At 51.7% G+C, this 18,402-nt stretch carries 21 protein-coding genes; 1 reads left to right on the top strand and 20 read right to left on the bottom strand.

Annotated features, from left to right (window positions below; translation table 11 throughout):
- Position 1: 1 nt before the first annotated feature.
- The 20 genes from aroC to WKI47_RS11980 form a co-directional block, all read right to left on the bottom strand.
- On the bottom strand, positions 2 to 1,171 hold the full coding sequence (gene aroC, locus WKI47_RS12075; protein ID WP_340227367.1) for a chorismate synthase: 1,170 nt from the start codon (positions 1,169 to 1,171) through the stop codon (positions 2 to 4).
- A gap of 255 nt (positions 1,172 to 1,426) precedes the next feature.
- Entirely contained in the window at positions 1,427 to 2,251 is an 825-nt protein-coding gene (locus WKI47_RS12070) for a protein-glutamate O-methyltransferase CheR (RefSeq protein WP_340227366.1), read from the bottom strand.
- Entirely contained in the window at positions 2,242 to 2,685 is a 444-nt protein-coding gene (ndk, locus tag WKI47_RS12065; RefSeq protein WP_340227365.1) for a nucleoside-diphosphate kinase, read from the bottom strand. Before ndk ends, WKI47_RS12070 begins: the two co-directional genes overlap by 10 nt.
- Before the next feature lie 362 nt (positions 2,686 to 3,047).
- Positions 3,048 to 4,022 carry a polyprenyl synthetase family protein gene (locus WKI47_RS12060; RefSeq protein WP_340227364.1) on the bottom strand — a complete coding sequence of 325 codons (975 nt, stop codon included), beginning with the start codon at positions 4,020 to 4,022 and terminating at the stop codon, positions 3,048 to 3,050.
- Complete coding sequence (locus WKI47_RS12055) at positions 4,019 to 4,873, bottom strand: menaquinone biosynthetic enzyme MqnA/MqnD family protein (protein WP_425355454.1); 855 nt, start codon at positions 4,871 to 4,873, stop codon at positions 4,019 to 4,021. Before WKI47_RS12055 ends, WKI47_RS12060 begins: the two co-directional genes overlap by 4 nt.
- On the bottom strand, positions 4,870 to 5,487 hold the full coding sequence (locus WKI47_RS12050; RefSeq protein WP_340227362.1) for a flavin prenyltransferase UbiX: 618 nt from the start codon (positions 5,485 to 5,487) through the stop codon (positions 4,870 to 4,872). The genes WKI47_RS12055 and WKI47_RS12050 overlap by 4 nt, the downstream gene beginning before the upstream one ends.
- Positions 5,481 to 6,353: a UbiA-like polyprenyltransferase gene (locus WKI47_RS12045; protein WP_340227361.1), complete on the bottom strand. Its 873-nt coding sequence runs from the start codon at positions 6,351 to 6,353 to the stop codon at positions 5,481 to 5,483. The genes WKI47_RS12050 and WKI47_RS12045 overlap by 7 nt, the downstream gene beginning before the upstream one ends.
- A 1-nt stretch (position 6,354) precedes the next feature.
- The gene (locus WKI47_RS12040; protein ID WP_340227360.1) at positions 6,355 to 7,071 is read right to left on the bottom strand and encodes a demethylmenaquinone methyltransferase; all 717 of its coding nucleotides are present in this window, start codon (positions 7,069 to 7,071) and stop codon (positions 6,355 to 6,357) included.
- Complete coding sequence (locus tag WKI47_RS12035) at positions 7,071 to 7,862, bottom strand: heptaprenyl diphosphate synthase component 1 (RefSeq protein ID WP_340227359.1); 792 nt, start codon at positions 7,860 to 7,862, stop codon at positions 7,071 to 7,073. Before WKI47_RS12035 ends, WKI47_RS12040 begins: the two co-directional genes overlap by 1 nt.
- 96 nt (positions 7,863 to 7,958) lie before the next feature.
- Entirely contained in the window at positions 7,959 to 8,183 is a 225-nt protein-coding gene (gene mtrB, locus WKI47_RS12030) for a trp RNA-binding attenuation protein MtrB (protein WP_037289270.1), read from the bottom strand.
- Between the two features lie 168 nt (positions 8,184 to 8,351).
- The gene (locus tag WKI47_RS12025) at positions 8,352 to 8,624 is read right to left on the bottom strand and encodes an HU family DNA-binding protein (RefSeq protein ID WP_037289272.1); all 273 of its coding nucleotides are present in this window, start codon (positions 8,622 to 8,624) and stop codon (positions 8,352 to 8,354) included.
- 201 nt (positions 8,625 to 8,825) lie between these two features.
- Complete coding sequence (locus tag WKI47_RS12020; RefSeq protein ID WP_340227358.1) at positions 8,826 to 9,188, bottom strand: 2Fe-2S iron-sulfur cluster-binding protein; 363 nt, start codon at positions 9,186 to 9,188, stop codon at positions 8,826 to 8,828.
- 12 nt (positions 9,189 to 9,200) lie between these two features.
- Positions 9,201 to 10,241 carry an NAD(P)H-dependent glycerol-3-phosphate dehydrogenase gene (locus WKI47_RS12015; protein ID WP_340227357.1) on the bottom strand — a complete coding sequence of 347 codons (1,041 nt, stop codon included), beginning with the start codon at positions 10,239 to 10,241 and terminating at the stop codon, positions 9,201 to 9,203.
- Complete coding sequence (gene plsY / locus WKI47_RS12010) at positions 10,234 to 10,872, bottom strand: glycerol-3-phosphate 1-O-acyltransferase PlsY (protein ID WP_340227356.1); 639 nt, start codon at positions 10,870 to 10,872, stop codon at positions 10,234 to 10,236. The genes WKI47_RS12015 and plsY overlap by 8 nt, the downstream gene beginning before the upstream one ends.
- A 59-nt stretch (positions 10,873 to 10,931) precedes the next feature.
- The gene (der, locus tag WKI47_RS12005) at positions 10,932 to 12,260 is read right to left on the bottom strand and encodes a ribosome biogenesis GTPase Der (RefSeq protein WP_340227355.1); all 1,329 of its coding nucleotides are present in this window, start codon (positions 12,258 to 12,260) and stop codon (positions 10,932 to 10,934) included.
- Positions 12,261 to 12,466: 206 nt separating this feature from the next.
- Positions 12,467 to 13,747, bottom strand: a complete 1,281-nt coding sequence (gene rpsA, locus WKI47_RS12000; protein ID WP_340227354.1) for a 30S ribosomal protein S1 — start codon at positions 13,745 to 13,747, stop codon at positions 12,467 to 12,469.
- A gap of 93 nt (positions 13,748 to 13,840) precedes the next feature.
- Positions 13,841 to 14,536, bottom strand: coding sequence for a (d)CMP kinase (cmk, locus tag WKI47_RS11995; RefSeq protein ID WP_340227353.1), 696 nt, complete (start codon positions 14,534 to 14,536; stop codon positions 13,841 to 13,843).
- Positions 14,537 to 14,721: 185 nt separating this feature from the next.
- Positions 14,722 to 15,363 (bottom strand): flagellar brake protein, encoded by a 642-nt coding sequence (locus WKI47_RS11990; protein WP_340227352.1) that lies wholly within the window; start codon positions 15,361 to 15,363, stop codon positions 14,722 to 14,724.
- Between the two features lie 212 nt (positions 15,364 to 15,575).
- On the bottom strand, positions 15,576 to 16,325 hold the full coding sequence (gene prsW, locus WKI47_RS11985) for a glutamic-type intramembrane protease PrsW (protein WP_340227351.1): 750 nt from the start codon (positions 16,323 to 16,325) through the stop codon (positions 15,576 to 15,578).
- Between the two features lie 107 nt (positions 16,326 to 16,432).
- Positions 16,433 to 17,044, bottom strand: a complete 612-nt coding sequence (locus WKI47_RS11980) for a genetic competence negative regulator (protein WP_340227350.1) — start codon at positions 17,042 to 17,044, stop codon at positions 16,433 to 16,435.
- A gap of 381 nt (positions 17,045 to 17,425) precedes the next feature.
- Here WKI47_RS11980 and WKI47_RS11975 point away from each other — a divergent pair, with 381 nt between their 5' ends.
- A complete protein-coding gene (locus tag WKI47_RS11975) occupies positions 17,426 to 18,397 on the top strand; it encodes a polysaccharide deacetylase family protein (protein WP_340227349.1) in 972 nt (323 codons plus the stop codon).
- The last annotated feature ends 5 nt before the right edge of the window (positions 18,398 to 18,402 follow it).

Below are 18,402 nucleotides of genomic sequence, written 5' to 3'. Positions count from 1 at the left end.
ATCAGTAGCTCTCCAGTTGACGCTTATAGTTGTCGTAGTTGGCTTTGATTTCCTCCATGGAGTCGCCGCCGAATTTCTCCAGGAACGCTTTGGCCACTTCCCAAGCGACAACGCTCTCCAATACGACGCTTGCTGCCGGAACAGCACAAGCATCGGAACGTTCCACTTGGGCGTTGAACGGTTCGCGAGTATCGATGTCTACGCTGCGCAGCGGCTTGTACAGGGTAGGAATCGGCTTCATCACCCCGCGCACGACGATCGGCATACCGTTGGTCATACCGCCTTCGAATCCGCCGAGACGGTTCGAAGCACGCGTGTATCCTGTTTCTTCGCTGTACAGAATTTCGTCGTGAACCTGCGATCCGCGAAGCTGACCCGCTTCAAAGCCGATACCGATCTCGACGCCTTTGAACGCATTGATCGACATAACCGCTTGCGCGATACGTCCGTCAAGCTTGCGATCGTACTGCACATGGCTACCGAGACCGACAGGCAGACCTTCGACGATACATTGCACCACACCGCCTACGGAGTCGCCTTCTTTTTTAATCAGATCGATATAGGCTTCCATCTTCTTCTCGGTTTCTTCGTCCACGACGCGCACCGAAGAAGCTTCCGTACGTTCGATCAGCTCATCCAAAGGCAGGTTGTTAACCGGAGCTTCGATCTCGCCAATCCGCAGCACCTGGCCGCCGATCCGAATACCGAACGCTTCAAGGAGCTGGCGGGCAAGAGCGCCGACCGCGACGCGAACAGCCGTCTCGCGGGCACTGGAGCGTTCCAGTACGTTGCGAAGATCCTTGAGATCGTATTTCAATCCGCCGTTAAGGTCGGCATGGCCGGGGCGCGGGCGATGTACGCGGCGCTTCTCTTCGTCCGTGCCTTCGATCGGCTCGATGTTCATGATTTTGGTCCAGTGTTTCCAGTCGTTATTGACTACGATCAGCGCGATCGGCGCGCCAGTCGTTTGCCCATGGCGAACGCCGCCTGCGATATCTGCCGTATCCCGTTCGATCTGCATGCGCCGGCCGCGGCCGTATCCTTTTTGTCTGCGCAGCAGTTGGAAGTTCAAAGCTTCAAAATCGATACGCAGATTGCTCGGCATCCCCTCTACGATCGCGGTCAACTGCGGTCCGTGGGTCTCCCCTGCGGTCAAGTAACGTAAACTCATGATGCGTTCCCCCTTTAAACTTTTAAACTGTAAACGGCTAAAATCCGTAAATGTCTTTGCCCATTATACCACCTGCCTGCTACTTGTCCAAGCCACCTTCACATTTTGCGTCAGCTGTTCTTTTTGAACGACAAAAAGCCGCCGACTCTGCTTAGAAGCAGAATGCGACGGCTTGAGTGCATTGACCGCGTTCGACAGTAGCTCTTGGTTCGATACGGTCGATGCACGTAGGAACATTTTTTTCAAAGATATTCCTTAGATTTTTTTGTAGAAGAAGGTATCGCAAGGCTCAAGTCCGTATTGCCCCGGCGAAAAAATCTGCTCGGTGCTGCCCACGAACAACACGCCGCCTTTGCGCAAGCTGGACGCGAACTTGTGGTACAACGCAGACTTTGCTTCTTCCGTGAAATAGATCATGACGTTGCGGCAAACGATCAGATCGTACCCGTCGTCGAATTTGTCCGTCAGCAGGTTGAGCTTGTGGAAATTGACTGCGCGTTTCAGCTTGTCGTCGACTTTGTACATGAGTCCTTCGGCTTTGAAGTACTTTTCGGCGACCTTCGGAGGAACGTCTTTCAAAGAACGTTCAAGGTATTGCCCCTGTTTGGCTTTTGCCAACGCGCCTTCGTCCAGATCGGCGGCGTTCAGCTTGGAATCGCCGAGAATGCCGTGACCGTCCAGAATCATAGCGAGCGTGTACGGTTCTTCGCCTGTGGAACAAGCTGCGCTCCATACTTTAAGCCCTTTTTTGCCACCTGCGCGAAGCTCGGGAATAATCGTATCGCGCAGCACTTCCCAGCGGTTCGGGTTGCGCCAAAATTCGGACACGTTGATCGTCATCCGGTCGAGGAACTCGAAAAACAGGTTTTTGTCTTTCTTCATCGCTTCAAAAAATGCCCCGAACGTATTGAAGCCGTGCTTGCTGCGCAATGTCGTCAAACGGCGCTTCATCTGTGCTTCTTTGTATTGAGACAGGTCAATTCCCGTACTTGCATTTACGCTTTTGATAAACCCGCTATAGTCCGGGTCGCTTCCCGGAGCCGATACTTCCTCGCGCCCCGCTCCTCTGATTAGATCCATCTGGCCACCGCCTTGTCGTAATCAAGCTGTTCCGCTTCGGTGAAGAAATTAGCGATCTCCCGAGCAGCGCTTTCCGGTCCGTCCGATCCGTGAATCAGGTTAAACGGCGTATGTGCCGCAAAATCTCCGCGAATCGTTCCAGGCAGCGCGTCCGTCACTTTGGTCTTGCCCATGACGATCCGGGACAGCGCGATCACGTCGTCGCCTTCCCACACCATCGCGAATACCGGACCGGACGTAATGAAATCAACCAACTCTCCGAAAAACGGCTTGCCTTCATGCTCGGCATAATGGCGTTTGGCCTGTTCTTCTGAGATTTGCATAAATTTCCCGGCAACCAACTTGAATCCTTTATCTTCAAATCGGCTGACGATCCGTCCAACCAGTCCACGTTGTACTCCATCGGGTTTGACCATCAAAAAAGTGCGTTCCATCGGTAATCTCCCACTTTCGGCTATGATTTATTATCGGCTGAGGCGCTTGCTTTTTAATAGAGTTATACGTTTTGGTGCGATAATCCTGCCTAATGTGTGAAAAAAGGGAGATTCATTGGGATTTGCCCGTTTTTCTGAGAAGTTCCTGTTTGTAAAAGAAGATGAGCGCTGCGGGTAAAATTCGTTCAAGACGCTGTCTCACTCGGAAAGATGGATTGGATTTAGATTAAGGAATCTTTCCGAGTTCAAAGGCGTCTTTCACTGAATTTTACCCTTCGCTGGCTCGCTTCATTTTTCAAACAAAACTTCTTTTCAAACCGGACAAACTCGCGAATCTCCCTTTTGCTTGGTGTTCATGGATGTTAATAGGTGCGCCGGGACACGAAGTGAGCGATATCGCGCAGGTGGCGTCTGGCGCGGATATCGGGCAGGCGGTCGAGGGCGGCTAGAGCTTTTTGGGTGTAGCGGTCGGCCAGTTCCTCGGCTTTGGCGATGCCCGTGCTATTTCGGATCATTGCGACGGCGGACGAGACGTCCGTGCGGCCGTTGGCTTCGTGGATGCGGCCAATTTCGCTCAGCAGCGGTTCACGTAGCGATTCTTCTTGCAGGGCATACAAGACCGGGATGGTGATGTTGCCTTGACGGATATCGCTGCCGGGCGGCTTGCCGATTTGTTTTTCGGTTCCGCACAGGTCGAGCAGGTCGTCGCGGATTTGGAAAGCCATGCCGACGTTGTAGCCGTAGTTGTATAGCTCACGCGCGGCTTCTTTTGAAGCGCCAGCGGCAAGTGCGCCAAGCTGGCAGCTTACGGCGATCAGCAATGCCGTTTTGCGGCGAATGCGCAGCAGGTAACGGCGGATGCTTTGACCGGAGTTGAAAAAGTCGCGGATTTGCTCCATTTCTCCGATCGACATTTCGACCATCGCTTTGGCTAAAATGCGATGAATGCGGGGATCGTCGAGGCCCGCTACGATCTCCAATGCTTTTGCGTAAATGTAATCCCCTGTGTACATGGCGATTCGATTGTCCCATTTTGCTTTGACTGTCAACTCACCCCGGCGGGTTTGTGCGTTGTCGATCACGTCGTCATGCACAAGCGAGGCCATATGAATCAGCTCAAGCGGGACGGCGATGCGTTGCAAACGATCCAGCTCATATGTACCGAACTTTCCGCCCAGCAGGACGAAAGCGGGACGAAGTCGTTTCCCTCCGGCTTTGAGCAAATGCATAGCCGCTTCGCCGAGCGCTTCGCTCTCGACTTCAATGCTTGCGTACAGCGAACGTTCTACGGCATCCATATCCTTTTTTAATGTTCCAAAGATCTCCATTCGTTTCATTCATTCACCCGTATCTGCGTATTATCGCTCCAAATTTCGATCTCTGCCTTTTGCGGCAGCAATCCCATCTCCCGAACATAGCGGAAGTAAAGGCTCAAGCCTTCCAACCGTTCCGGAGTCAAGTCGTAATTCAGATTCGCAAAATACCCCTGCCAGTATTCCAGCTCGCCGCCAAGCTTTTCCTGCGCTTTGATGGCGACTGGCGTTACATTTTCCGCACTGCGCTGTTTGCTTGCCGCAAACGCCGCAGCCAGTTCAGCAATTTGCTTCGGATAGCGTTCCGCAGCCTTTTTCGAAACGGTCCAGACCGCAAACGTCATGCTTTTCCCGGTCCAACTTTTCCACTCCGCTCCGAGATCGGTCACGGTATAATCGGTATTTGCCCAATCGGCCCGGATAGCATGGTCGCCGATCAATAACGCAACATCCGCATGCTGCAACATTTCTTCCAGATCCGGTTCGCATGTCACATATTCCGGCTTGGCTTCATACGCTTTTTCCGCGATAACTTTCAACAAATTGACTGAGGTTGCAGATGTATTGGTCAGCGCGATCCGTCCGTGAACCGCCTCCGCAAACGGCTTACGCGAAAAACAGAGGATCGACCGGACTGGACCGTCCGCGCTCACCGACAGATCCGGCAGCAGCAAAAAGTCATTTGACGCTGTCGCGTAGGCAAAAGAGGACACCGGACTCATATCCAATTCCCCTTCCAGCAGCAGCCGGTTCAAGACAGCCGGAACTTCGGTCCGCGTCGTTGCCGGAAAGCTAAGCGAAGACGGATCGAAGTAATGGTACACCGGCCAAACGTTCGTATAGAGAATGCGCCCCAAGCGCAATGGCTCGCTCACGACTCCTCCCCCCATCTTTTAAACAAGTTATGTGGTATTCCAACCGTATCCAACACCTTGCCAACCAAGAAATCAACGACTTCCTCTAAAGTACGAGGGCGATGGTAAAAGGCCGGCATGGCCGGAACCATTTTGACGCCGAGTCTCGACAGCTTCAGCATATTCTCCAGATGGATAGCATGCAGCGGCGTTTCTCTCGGTACGATGACCAGTGGACGGCTTTCTTTGAGCATAACGTCAGCCGCACGGGTCATCAGATTATCGGAGGAACCGTGAGCGATCGACGACAACGTGCCCATCGAGCAAGGGGCGACGATCATTCCCTCGGCCCGAAAAGAACCGCTGGCGATCGACGCCCCAATATCCGCCACCGGATGATAGATCAAGCGGCCCGCGCGCCCGCCGAAGCGACGTTCCAGCTCTGCCTCCCGGCCGGAAGCGTCAAAATCCATTTCTTCTTTGAGTACGCGCCAACCCGCATTCGAAATCACCAGATGCACGGTAAAACCGCAATCCAGCAATTCTTCCGCCAGCCGTACGCCGTAAACGCTACCGCTGGCACCAGTGATCCCCACTACCCAGTGCCTGCCGGTGCCTACGAGTTCGTTTACCAAAATTTCACCACCAAATCGATCAATGTGAAAATGAAAACAATTCCGCTAAGCCAGCTGTTCATCGTGAAAAAGGCGGTCTGCACACGACTCAGGTCGCTTGGTTTCACAATACGGTGCTGATAGAACAAAATGGAGCACGCAATGACGACGCCCGCCGCATACCACCAGCCAAGCGGCGTGATGAAGACCAAAGAAATCAGTCCGATTGCCGTAACCACATGGAACGCCTGCGCAATCTTCAACGCTTTCTCAAGTCCGAATCGACTTGGAATCGAATAAATGCCTTCTTTGCGGTCAAAGTCGATATCGTCGCAGGCATAGATGACGTCGAAACCGGCCGTCCAGAACGCGACTGCGATATAAAACACAAGCGACGACCAGCTAAAGCTATCCGTTACGGCTGCCCAGCCGCCCAGCGGCGCCAACGCGATCGTTGCGCCGAGCACGACGTGGCATAGCCAAGTAAAACGCTTGGTGTACGAGTACAGGAAGATCAGCACGAGCGCGATCGGGAACAACGTCAACGCAAAACGCGACAATTCCCATGTTGCCCATAAGAATAGGCCGAGGAAAACAATGACGAAAACCGTAACCTCGCTCGTTTTGAGCAACCCTGCCGGGATAGCGCGCTTTTCCGTACGCGGGTTCTTGGCATCGATGTAGCGGTCAATCAGGCGGTTCATCCCCATTGCCGCACTTCTAGCCCCAATCATGGCCAGCAAAATCCAACCGACCTGCGCCCAGGAAGGCAGGTGTCCGTTAATGACCACGGAGCCGAGCAGCATCCCCATAAAAGCAAAGGGAAGCGCGAATAATGTATGTTCAATCTTGATCATTTCTAAAAAGACACGGATTTTCCCGAACATGCTATTTCTCCTTAATTCCGATATGCAGCGCGGCGACTCCGCCTGTCAGCGGATAATCTTCGACCTGTTTCAGGCCGACGTCACGAAAGGTTTGAGCCAATTCCTTGCGTCCGGGAAACGGCTTAAGCGATTCCGGCAGCCATTTGTATTGCTCGTAGCTTTTGGCAAAAACTTTACCGAATACCGGCAGAATCCGATCAAAGTAAAAATAATACAGGCCTTTGAAAGGTTGAGTGGTCGGCTTGGAAACTTCCAGACACACGACCATGCCGCCCGGCTTGACGACGCGGCGCATTTCCTGGAGCACCTGGACCAGATCCGGCACGTTGCGCAAACCGAAACCGATCGTCGCGTAATCGAACGTATTATCGGCAAACGGAAGCTCCATCGCGTTTCCTTGAATCAGCTTGATCTGATCGCCGTAAGGAGCCACTTTGATTTTTTCCCGGCCCACGTCCAACATGGCCTGACTGAAATCAAGTCCCGTGATTGGGCCGCTTTTACTGGCTTCTGCCAGGCTAAGCGTCCAATCGCACGTTCCGCAGCACAAATCGATCGCGCTGTCACCCGCTGAAACGGCCATTTTTCGCATGGCGAACTTGCGCCACGCCTTATGACGGTTAAAGCTGATAATATTGTTCATGCGATCGTAATTTGGCGCGATCTGCTGGAACACGTCATGAACATGCTCCTGTTTTGGTTTCGACGAATCCGCCATTACCCGACCACCTTTCCTTTCGATTCTGCCGAAGCCTTGAAGTTTTGAACCAGCGGATTCAACAATTCACGATTAACGTTGGATGGCAGTTCCGCGATTGCACGCTCCAACTGCCCCGCAAACATCCGAAGCCATTCGGCTAATTCCGTATAGACCGCCGCTTCATGGTCTGACGCCTGTCCACTGGATCGGAAAGATACCTTATCCTGCTCCGTTCCGTTTACGGCAGCCAATTCCTCTGCTGTCGCTTCGCACAAGCCGACCAGCTTAAGCAGCGTCTGCCAATGAGCCGACAAAGGCCCCTTCAACAAACCGTCAAAGCCCTCGAATAGGCGCACCTTGATACCGGCCACCTCATCGAGATATTCACGTAGTTCAGGAGCTTCTCCTCCCTGAATCCGCAGGTACAGCTCCATTTTTCTCCGGTTTACATCCGCGATTGCGCGACTCAACTCGGCAATCATTTCGACTTCGCCCGCCGCAGCCAGCAACTCATAAAAGCGGCTGCTATAATAATCGCCCGCCAGCACTTTGAGCTGCCGGGTCCGCATCGCTTGTTCTTCCTCGCTATCGTCTCCCGGCGCTACGCGGTCATGGATATCCAGACCGGTCTGAAGCAGAGCGGTGACGGTTCCATAGACCTCGCTCCGGCCGGCAAATTCCGAAGCTTCGAGGAAGACATGCAAGAGTCGAAGCCGGGCGTCCGGCAATGCCGGGATGGCCGTATGCTTCCGGATCATATCATATCCGGCATATTTTTCGGTTTTCTCCGGTACGCAGTAAGGTTTCATCAACAGGCCTCCGACTTTTTACAACGTTCAACGCTAATTTTGTCACAATCTTTTCTATTATAGCATAAGCTTCTTCAAACAACTAACCTAAAACGCTCAGGATTCGGTCTCGATATTCCCGTGTTTCGTGAAGACAGTTGCTTTGCCGCGCACCTTGATTGCAGACGTATGGTCGGTAAATTGCGCGATCAATACCTCACCCTTGTCCAATTTTTCCGTGTGATGAAAACGGGTATCTTGTCCTCGTGTCAATCCAATGACATGAACGCCATTCTCATGGGCTTTAATTACGACGTAATCCGCTTTTTCCGACTGTTCCATCGCGATACCTCCTTGAGTGTATTTAAGAGCATTTATTTGTGTATCATTGTGTGTTCAACGTTAAATAAAGAAAAAGGCCGTGAATATGTATTCACGGCTTTCTCGCATCTTCGGCTGCGAACAGCCTGGATGTTCAAAATCTTAAATCCCAAAAGGATTATGTAGATTTTATTTAATTCCGTCTTTCAGGGCTTTGCCCGGTTTGAAAGCAGGAATCTTGCTTGCCGGGATTTCGATCTCTTCGCCAGTTTGCGGGTTACGTCCTTTACGGGCGGAACGTTCGCGAATTTCAAAGTTACCGAATCCAACGAGCTGTACTTTCTCGCCATTTTGCAGAGCAGTGGCAATGGCTTCGAAAACAGCGTCAACCGCTTTGGTTGCTTCTTTCTTACCAAGCTCAGATGCTTCTGCAACGTGGCTGATCAGGTCAGATTTGTTCATGCGTTTCACCTCCTGTTACAATCATACCCGGCACTCGTCCGAGTGCCTGCCTATAAGGCGTATTTGGTCTTTCCGTTTTGCCGCAAAGCAAACCGCTAGGCGATACAAAGCCGGAATTCGCAAACTGCCCAGAACCTGCGTTCTGTAGGCAACAAACTTATAGTAATACACCAGCCTTATAATTTCAAGCGTTTCGTCTATTCAAGCCCAAAAGTCGTCTTCCTCGTCTTTTTGCCGCTCAAGCTGTAGACGAACCGCGCGTTTTAACGGATCTTCCGGCGTAACCACCGAAGTCTCCCCGCATACTTTAGCCTGGCAAGCCAGACGGATTCCGGATTCCAGGCTGGTGCCCAATTTCCGGCGTTCCGCTTCGGCTGGAGGTGAAACCCCAGCGCCTTCCGATTCCACCGTGACCTTGCACATCAGGCAGCCCATCCGACCTTCGCAGCGTACCGGAATACGTACACCCGCAGACCTTGCGGCAGCAAGCAGCGTCGTCCCGGGCCTTACGCGCACGCTTTTACCGTCCGGCGAAAAAGATACCGTATGGCTCTGAATGGGCATATTAGCTCCTCCTTACGTATGCCACTGCTCCCAAGTCTCTTGAGAAATCATTTCCATCTCCGTTTTCGGTCCCCGCCCCATCAAGGCTTCGACAGCCGTTTTGGGATCAAGTCCTTCAAACAAAACATGGTACAACTGCTCCGCAATCGGCATTTGAACCTTATATTTTCGAGAAATGAAATGAGCGGCCTCCGTCGTGCGAATCCCTTCGACGACCATTCCCATGGAATCGAGCACTTCTTGAAGCGGCTTGCCTTGTCCGAGCATATAACCCGCCCGCCAGTTGCGGCTATGCTTACTTGTTGCCGTAACCACGAGGTCGCCTACCCCGGCAAGTCCGGCAAAAGTAAGCGGATTCGCTCCCATTTCCGTACCGATTCGCGTGATTTCAGCCAAGCCCCGAGTCAGCAGCGCAGCCTTTGCATTATCGCCGTTGTCCAAGCCGTCCGACATCCCTGCACCGAGCGCAATGATGTTTTTAAATGCGCCTGCAAGCTCGGCTCCAAGTACGTCACGGTTCGTGTATACACGGAAATAAGCATTCATCAGCAAATTTTGCGCGCGTTGGGCTTCTTCCTCGTTGGATGAAGCCACTGCAATCGTTGTCGGCAGCCGTCTGGCTACTTCTTCCGCATGGCTCGGTCCGCAGATGACGCCAATCTTTGACTCTTCGCAGCCCAATTCCTCCGCGATGACCGTCGACATCCGCTTCAGCGTACCGACTTCCATTCCTTTTGTCGCGTGAACGCAGAGCATATCTTCGTGCCAAAAAGGCTTTAAAGCCCGAACCACTTCGCGCATTGCTTTGGACGGCGAAGCAATCACAACCGCTTCTGCGTCCTTGACGGCCTCTTCCATGTCGCTTGTGGCGCGTATGCCGTTTGGAAGCTTAACGCCCGGCAGAAAACGTGCATTTTCATGTCGTTCGTTAATCTCCTTCACATGTTCTTCGTTACGCGCCCATAGCCGGACGTCATGACCGTTGTCGGCCAATACCATAGCCAGGGCCGTTCCCCAACTTCCCGCTACCAATACGCACACTTTTTTAGCCAAGGCTGCGCTCCTTCCCGCCGGACTTCGATCCCAGCTTGTTCTCTGTTCCATTTTTCAGCTTGACCAGATTACCACGATGCCGCCAAACGGCAAGCGCCCAGATTGCGATGCTGACCACCAGCACGGCAGTTCCGTAATCATGCCAGCCAGTAGCGCTATAAAGGATTAGCACAACCGGAGTCAGCGTGACAAATAAAAGCGATCCCAGCGAAACATAGCGGGTGAAGACAATCGACAAGATGCCGACAACGCCTGCGATCAAAGAGGGTACGAAGCAAAGGGTTGCCAACATCCCAATAGTCGTGGCAATCCCTTTTCCGCCTTTGAAATGGAAGTATAGCGGCCAGTTATGACCGATTACGGCGGCCAAACCGGCAAGCGCCGGCGTCCAATCGTAGTCGGGTGCCAACCAGCGGCCTAACCAAACTGCAAGAATGCCTTTGCAAATATCCAGTACAAGCACCAGGATTGCAGGTCCTTTGCCGAGCACCCGAAGCGTATTGGTCGCTCCGGCATTCCCGCTTCCGTGGTTACGAATATCGATTCCTTTGAACAATCTGGCGAATAATACGCTAAAACTGATCGAGCCCAGCAAATAAGCGACTACGATCGCGATTCCCGAAAATATCATGGTTCGCTCCCCTTCGTGCAACTGAACTTTTCCGTTCTCTTATCCGGTATCCGACGAGTTTACGCGTTTTTGTTATCGTCGGATTTGCGTCTGGTAAAGATTCGAATCGGCGTTCCTTCGAAATCGAAAGCCGCCCGAATTTTGTTTTCCAGGTAGCGTTCGTAAGAGAAATGCATCAGTTCCGGCGCGTTGACGAAGACTACGATGGTCGGAGGCTTAACCGCAACCTGAGTCGCATAGTTGATACGCATACGACGTCCCTTGTCTGTTGGCGGCGGATTGATGGCTACCGCATCGGAGATCACGTCATTAAGCAGCCCTGTAGGAATACGGCGCGAATGCTGTTCAGCCGCTTGATTCACGACAGGCAACAGCTTTTGCACACGTTGTCCGGTTAGAGCCGACAAGAATACAACCGGAGCGTAAGTCATGAACAGGAAGTGATCGCGGATGCTTTTTTCGAAATGCTGCATCGTTTTATCGTCTTTTTGGACAATGTCCCATTTGTTGACGACGAATACGGAAGCTTTGCCCGCTTCAAGCGCATAGCCTGCGATATGCTTGTCTTGTTCGATAATGCCTTCTTCGCCATTGATAACAACCGCTACCACGTCTGCACGCTCGATAGCGCGCATCGCACGCATGACGCTGTATTTTTCCAGGTTTTCGTACACTTTACCGCGCTTGCGCATACCGGCGGTGTCGATCAGCACGTAGCGTTGTCCGTCGCGTTCGAATTCCGTGTCGATAGCGTCGCGAGTCGTACCGGCCACATCGCTGACAATTACGCGCTGCTCACCGAGCAAAGCGTTAACGAGCGAAGATTTGCCGACGTTTGGACGACCGATTAGCGCAACGCGGATTACGTCCTCGTCATACTCTTCCTCTTCTACTTCCGGCAGGTTTTCTACAATCGCATCCAGCAAATCGCCGACGCCGCTGCCGTGCGCGCCCGATACGCCGATCGGATCGCCAAGCCCCAGATTGTAAAACTCGTACGTATCATCCATACGGCTCATGTTATCGACTTTATTAACCGCCAACACAATCGGTTTTTTGGAGCGATACAACAATTCCGCCACTTCCGTGTCCGATTGCGTAAGGCCGGCCTTGGCATCGCACATGAGGACGATAACGTCCGCTTCTTCGATCGCCAGTTCGGCTTGAAGCTTAATCGATTTGAGGATTTGTTCATCATTAAGCTCGATACCCCCGGTATCGATAATGCTGAACGACCTGCCGTTCCAATCGCCGACACCATAAATCCGGTCGCGTGTAACGCCCGGCTTATCTTCGACGATGGACAGTCGGTCGCCGATAATTCGATTGAAGATCGTAGACTTGCCCACGTTCGGACGGCCTACGATCGCGACTACTGCTCTTGCCATTTGAACATTCCTCCTGTCAGCCTCAGCTGAATTTTCCCGTTACACGACAAGAAACGGCTAAACCAATCCAATTTGGATTAGCCCCCGTTTCCCATCGGCGAATCCGGCCCATAACATGTAGATTACAGCCGATCCGTCCTTATATTGCAGAAACGGCGAACCCGCAGCGGGTCCGCCGTTTGCTCGTTACTATACTAAGGCACCAATTATTCTTCCGATTGGCCCAGTTTTTCTTTGAGTGCTGCAAGGTCGAAACGCTCGCCCAGGGAAACGTTCATGCTTTGGTTGCTCAGCGAAACGTTAGGGTTGTCGATTTTCTCAACGCGAGGACCTTTATCACGGCCTCTGCCCGCTCCCGATCTTTCCGGACGCTCAGTTCTTTCCGGACGCTCTGCACGAGCTTCGCCCGCAGGAGCTTCTTCGGTTTCTTTGATGCTCAGGCTGATGCGTTTTTCCGAAGGGTTCACGTCAAGCACTTTGACTTGAACCGTTTGTCCTTCTTGCAGAACTTCCTGAGGCGTACCGATATGCTTGTGGGAAATTTGCGAGATGTGAACCAGACCTTCTACGCCAGGAGCGATTTCTACGAATGCACCGAAAGGTACAAGACGTTTAACTTCGCCGCTGATGATTTCGCCTTGGTTGAACTTCTCGGAAGCCGTTTCCCATGGACCTGGAGTAGCTGCTTTGATACTCAGGCTGATTTTGCCTTTTTCCGGATCGACTTTAAGGACTTTTACCTTAACGCTGTCGCCTTCGGATACCGCGTCGGATGGTTTGTCAACGTGGTGCCAAGCCATTTCCGAAACGTGAACCAGGCCGTCAACGCCACCAACATCGACAAATGCGCCGAATTGAGTCAGACGTTGTACTTTACCTTCGATCACTTGGCCTTCTTGAAGTTCAGCCATCACTTTAACTTTGTTGGCTTCGAATTCTTCTTCAAGAACATCTTTGGCGGACAGGATTACTTTGTTGTTTTCGCGATCCAGTTCTTTTACGCGAACACGGATTGTGCGGCCTTTGTAATCGCTGAAGTCTTCAACGAAATGACGCTCAACCATCGAAGCAGGGATGAAAGCACGCAGACCTACGTCTGTTACGATACCGCCCTTGACAACGTCAGTAATCGTAACTTCGAAGATTTCCTTGTTAGCCAATTTTTCTTCGAGTTGATCCCAAGCTTTCGCTCCGTCGATTGCGCGTTTGGACAGAACCATTTGCTCTTTGTTGTCGTTCAGGCTAACAACTTTAGCAACAACTTCTTGTCCGATTTCAGCGCCTTCTTCAAGCTCGCGAGTCGCGATTACGCCGTCGTATTTATAACCGATGCTGACGTACGCTTGGTCATCGTCCAATTTCACGATTGTACCGGTAACGGTGTCACCTTTTTTAACGGTAACCACTTGCTCCAGTTGATCTTGCGTAGCCGTTTCTTCGTTGATTTCTTGGTTTACTACTTCTTCATTTCTTGTCTCTTCCGACATGTTAAATACCCTCCTCGATTCAAAACCCTCATATTTAAACCCGCGGTGCGCAGAGTTCAAAACAATATTGCCTGTGCCGCCTTCATTTCGTTCTTACTGAACGATCTTCTGATCAGCCTGGCGCACGATCGCATCAGCCACCTCATCGATGGTCATGTCTGTCGTATCAAGCACCGTCGCATCATCCGCACATAACAGCGGAGACACTTCGCGATTACGATCCAACTCGTCGCGCCGTGAAATTTCCTGTTCAAGCTGTTCTAACGTAATGGCTTCAGACTCCGGCATTTCCCGATATCGTCTTCTTGCCCGCTCCTGAACGGTGGCGGTCATGAAGATTTTCACTTCTGCATCGGGAAGTACAGTGGTTCCGATATCGCGTCCATCCATAACGACACCTTTACGCAAAGCCATTTGCCGCTGGGAAGCCGATAACTTCGCACGCAGCCCCTCGATTTGCGCATATCGTGAAACCGTCCGATTGACTGCGAGAGACCGAATGTCGTCCGTTACGTCTTGGCCCGAAAGCCAAACGCGCTGTCCGTCTTCTCCGGGAACCAACTCGATGTCAAGCGCCTTCAGGCGTTCGAGAACCGCAGTCTCGTCTTCCGCCTCAATGCCATGCTTCAGCATGTCCCATGTCACGGCCCGGTACATAGCGCCCGTATCCACGTATACATAGGAAAGCTGTGCGGCAACCTTGCGCGCGACCGTACTCTTCCCTGCTCCTGCAGGTCCGTCGATCGCGATGTTGATTCTGAACTCCCGTTCCCCGTTCAAACTGGACAAGGGGCCATTCCTCCTCAAAACCGTCTATCCGACAAGCAAATAGACTTCTCAATCAGTAAAAAAGCAGGCTGGGCCTGCGACAATAAAATTATAGCACAAGGATGTTTAATTTGCAAAACGTCCGCAAACGAAAGCAAAAAAACGCTCTCTCTTTTCAAAAAACGTCTACACAAACACACTTGGAATTACCGGTTTCGAAAATCGAGTTGGCGTTCGAAGCAGTAACGAATGACTTTTTGACGCTCCGCATCCGCAATCTGGTTAAAATGTACGCTGACTGTATTAAGACCTGTACCCGGTTCCTTCACCCTAAGGACTTCGCCGCTGAATTGAACATGGTCGATACTCCCGCTTTTAAAAGCAAGCAAAATCCACCCGTCGACTTCTTGATTCATATGAAGATCATGTCCATTAGGCGATGTGAAAGATAATCCGCCGCCGCTCAAATCCGAAGTCATCGCCGTGAAATGAAACTCGGGTGCCAATACGGCGATTTCCACTTTTGCAGGGACGCGCAAGTAATGTCTCCGTTGAATCTTCGAGATTTCTTCGGGTAACGGCTTGCTGACCCGCATCAAAGGAATCGAATCGTCATGATATCCCAATACATGCGACGTGAAATAATATTTGACCCCGTCTTCCGTCATATGGTAGACCGACAATTCCTCGCCAAGGAGAAGTCGGCTCATCCGACCTCCGCGCATCGGAATCTCAACCAGCAAGGACTGTTCTTCAATCTCCGAAATCCGGGACCGGTGTTCATTTTCAAGTTTGGCTTCCATAGATACGGGCTGCATAAACAGCATATCGTTCGTTTTTGGATACATTTTTGATCGCCCGCCTTTAGTGTGCTTGCCATTCGGCTGTTCGCCGCGCTGTCAGGTGTTGCCTGGTCATCGGCTTCATCAGTATAGCATGGAAAAATATGCTTGTGAGCCTAACATCCCAAAAAACAAAAAGAAAGCCCGACATCCGGGCTTTTCCCAAGCCAGGAGCGGACTTCAAACGGATTTTCGAATATAAAACCAGTGCTTTTGAATCAGGCTTTTTTCTTTTCCGAGATGGATGTACGAGAAGATGTCGGTTTCTGCCTTACCTCGCCAGACGGCTCTTCCTTTTTCAAAAAACGGAACGGGGAACGATTATTCGCCTTAACGACTTTATCCATTCCTCCGTACCACATCAAGGCCATGAACGGAATGATGTACCATAGCCAGTAGTGACCGGACAGATTCAAAATGATGTCGTAGAAGCCGTGCCAGACAAACGGCATGATAAGCGATAGCAAAAGGAACTTCTTACGTTGCGACGGTTTGGCGAATTTCGCCCTGCCCATATAGTACCCCATCACAACGCCGAACATCGCATGACCCGATACCGGAAGCAATCCGCGCAGCAGCAGCGCACCGAAGGAAGCCTTGAGTTGAAAAGCATACATAATGTTCTCCAGCGTCGCAAAGCCGAGCGCTACGGCTACCGCGTACAAGATTCCGTCATAAGGTTCGTCAAACTCGGTATGATTATAAATAAAATGGAATAGCACAAACCATTTAAAAGCTTCTTCAACGCCCGAAGATAGGCCAAAGGCAAACAAGTACGGATTATCTCCAAAGGCTCGCAAAAGCCCCTGCTGTACGATGGTAATCGGTAACACGACCAAAAAGCCGAGCAAAAACATGCGCACGACCATGTGCAAAGGCTCCGCATCGTACTTGTCTTTGAGATAAAAGTAAAAAAGCAGCGCTACGCCAGGTGTAACAGCTGCGACCAGAATCGTGAGAACGAACAACGCTTCCTCCTTTCCCGCCTGCTTATCGCGAATTTATGAGTATCGATTTCATGCCAAAACGGAAACGGCCGCCCCGGAAATCGGGACGGCGGCGTTTCGTTCGGGTGTCAGGCCCGGCGGTCAAAATGCGTGCAAATCTGGGCAATCGCCTGATCTGCCATGACCGTCTTGCCATATTCCTGAAGCACGGCCGGCGTGACTGACGAGGAGCTGCCGAATTCGGCAAGCACCGCCACCAGAGAGTCGTGCAGCGAATCGTCGAGATCCTCGGCAGAAAAATGCAGGAACCAGGCGTTATTATAATGGTAAAGCGAACCGGTCTCGGTTACCCGTTCACGCAGTACGTGAGCCGCTTCGATCAAAGGATCGATATCGTGGAAGGAGTAAACGATCGTATCGTTCGCCTCCATGGTCACTTCCATTTCATAAACTTCATCCGGCATTTCTTCGTCTCCCGGTTCCGAATGGAGCGGATCGTATTTCCCTTTGGTTACGACTACGACCATACCCTGAGCGGGAAGCGCGAACACTTCGACAGCCAGAGGACCGGTTGCGTCAAACCCCAACTCGGAATAGGCTTGATCCATCATCTCGGTAAACAGCTCGTGGACTCTCGGAATCTCCTGCCACATATCTTCTCGCTGAATACCGCGTTCATTGAGATCATCGGACGTAAGGAAGATGCGAATTTTATCCTGACTTAATCGTTCAATTTTCATGACAGGACCCTCCTTTTGGAGTGAATTTTTTTGGAAAGGCATCCCATGATCGGCATGTCTTCAGTTCTGCCATCCGTATGCCAAGCACGAAGCGCCGGCTCCTGGAGACTCAGCGCCCGCGGCGTCGGTCCTGGAGCATCTCCGAAAAACTCGCCATATGGTTGTGTTTTATATATATAACCACATATTTATGTTATCACTTCTTTTCGCTAAATGCACGCCCGGAAATCAAAAACCATGAAAGGTTTCAGGTTGAAATGAAAAGGTTACAATCCCGTTATGTGCCGCAAACCTACTGGTAATTATGTTAGACTTTGAAAGGGTTACATAATTCAAATGCCTTGAGCACAAATGGATAACAGAAAGCGAGATGGATGACAGATGTGGAAAAAGACGGCCATGTTCTGGCTGGCTGCCGGCCTCGTGCTCGGCGCCTGCGGGAGCACTGCCGAAGAAGCGGGGACAAGCAACACCGAACAAACCGCCAACGCAACCGACGCACAGACTTCAGAAAACGTTACGGAAGGCACCGAACAACAGCCTGCGAACGAAGCGAACGTTGAAGCCGAACCTTCGGAGAACCCGGACACTGGCGAAATCACCGAGACGGACGAAACGGAAACCGATGCAGCAGCGCCTTCGGAAAATGAAGAAACCGACACCGAAGAAGCCGACGGCCCAAGCAAGGATCAGGCGGCGACCGCCGAAGAAGTCGCGATCGAGTATCATATGAACGCAAACTACGACATCGTTCCTAACGAAGGTACCGACGTTCCGAAAAAAGTCGTGCTACTGACATTCGACGATGGTCCGAAAGAAGCCGAGATGATCAACAGCTTGATCGATACGCTTGACAAGCACAACGCCAAAGCGATCTTCTTCGTCAACGGGTATCGCGTCAAAGCTAATCCCGATCTGCTCAAGCTTATTCATGACCGCGGCGGAATCGTAGGCAACCATAGCTACGACCATATCATTTTGAAAAAAGAAAGCAACGCCGAAATCAAAAAGCAATTGGAAGACACGCAAGCGATCGTTGAACAAACGATCGGTGAAGCGCCTCACTTCTTCCGCCCGCCAAACGGCGCAGGTAACGATTACACGCGCGTCGTGGCCGCTGAGAACGACATGCTGCATATGAACTGGTCTGTCGGCTCGCTCGACTGGGTCAACCAAAACGATTCTCAGGCCGTGATCGACAACGTCTTCGATCAGCTCCACTCGGGCAGCAATATTTTGATGCACGAGCTTCCATGGACGGTTGAAGCTCTTGACGACTTACTGACACAGCTCGAAGCCAAAGGCTATTCCTTCGTGGACCCTCGCGCGATCGATACAACCAAGCAGCCTTAACCTGA

This window comes from Saccharibacillus sacchari (assembly GCF_037722395.1).
GTDB lineage: Bacteria > Bacillota > Bacilli > Paenibacillales > Paenibacillaceae > Saccharibacillus > Saccharibacillus sacchari_A.
This window is presented reverse-complemented; position numbering and strand designations above follow the sequence as displayed.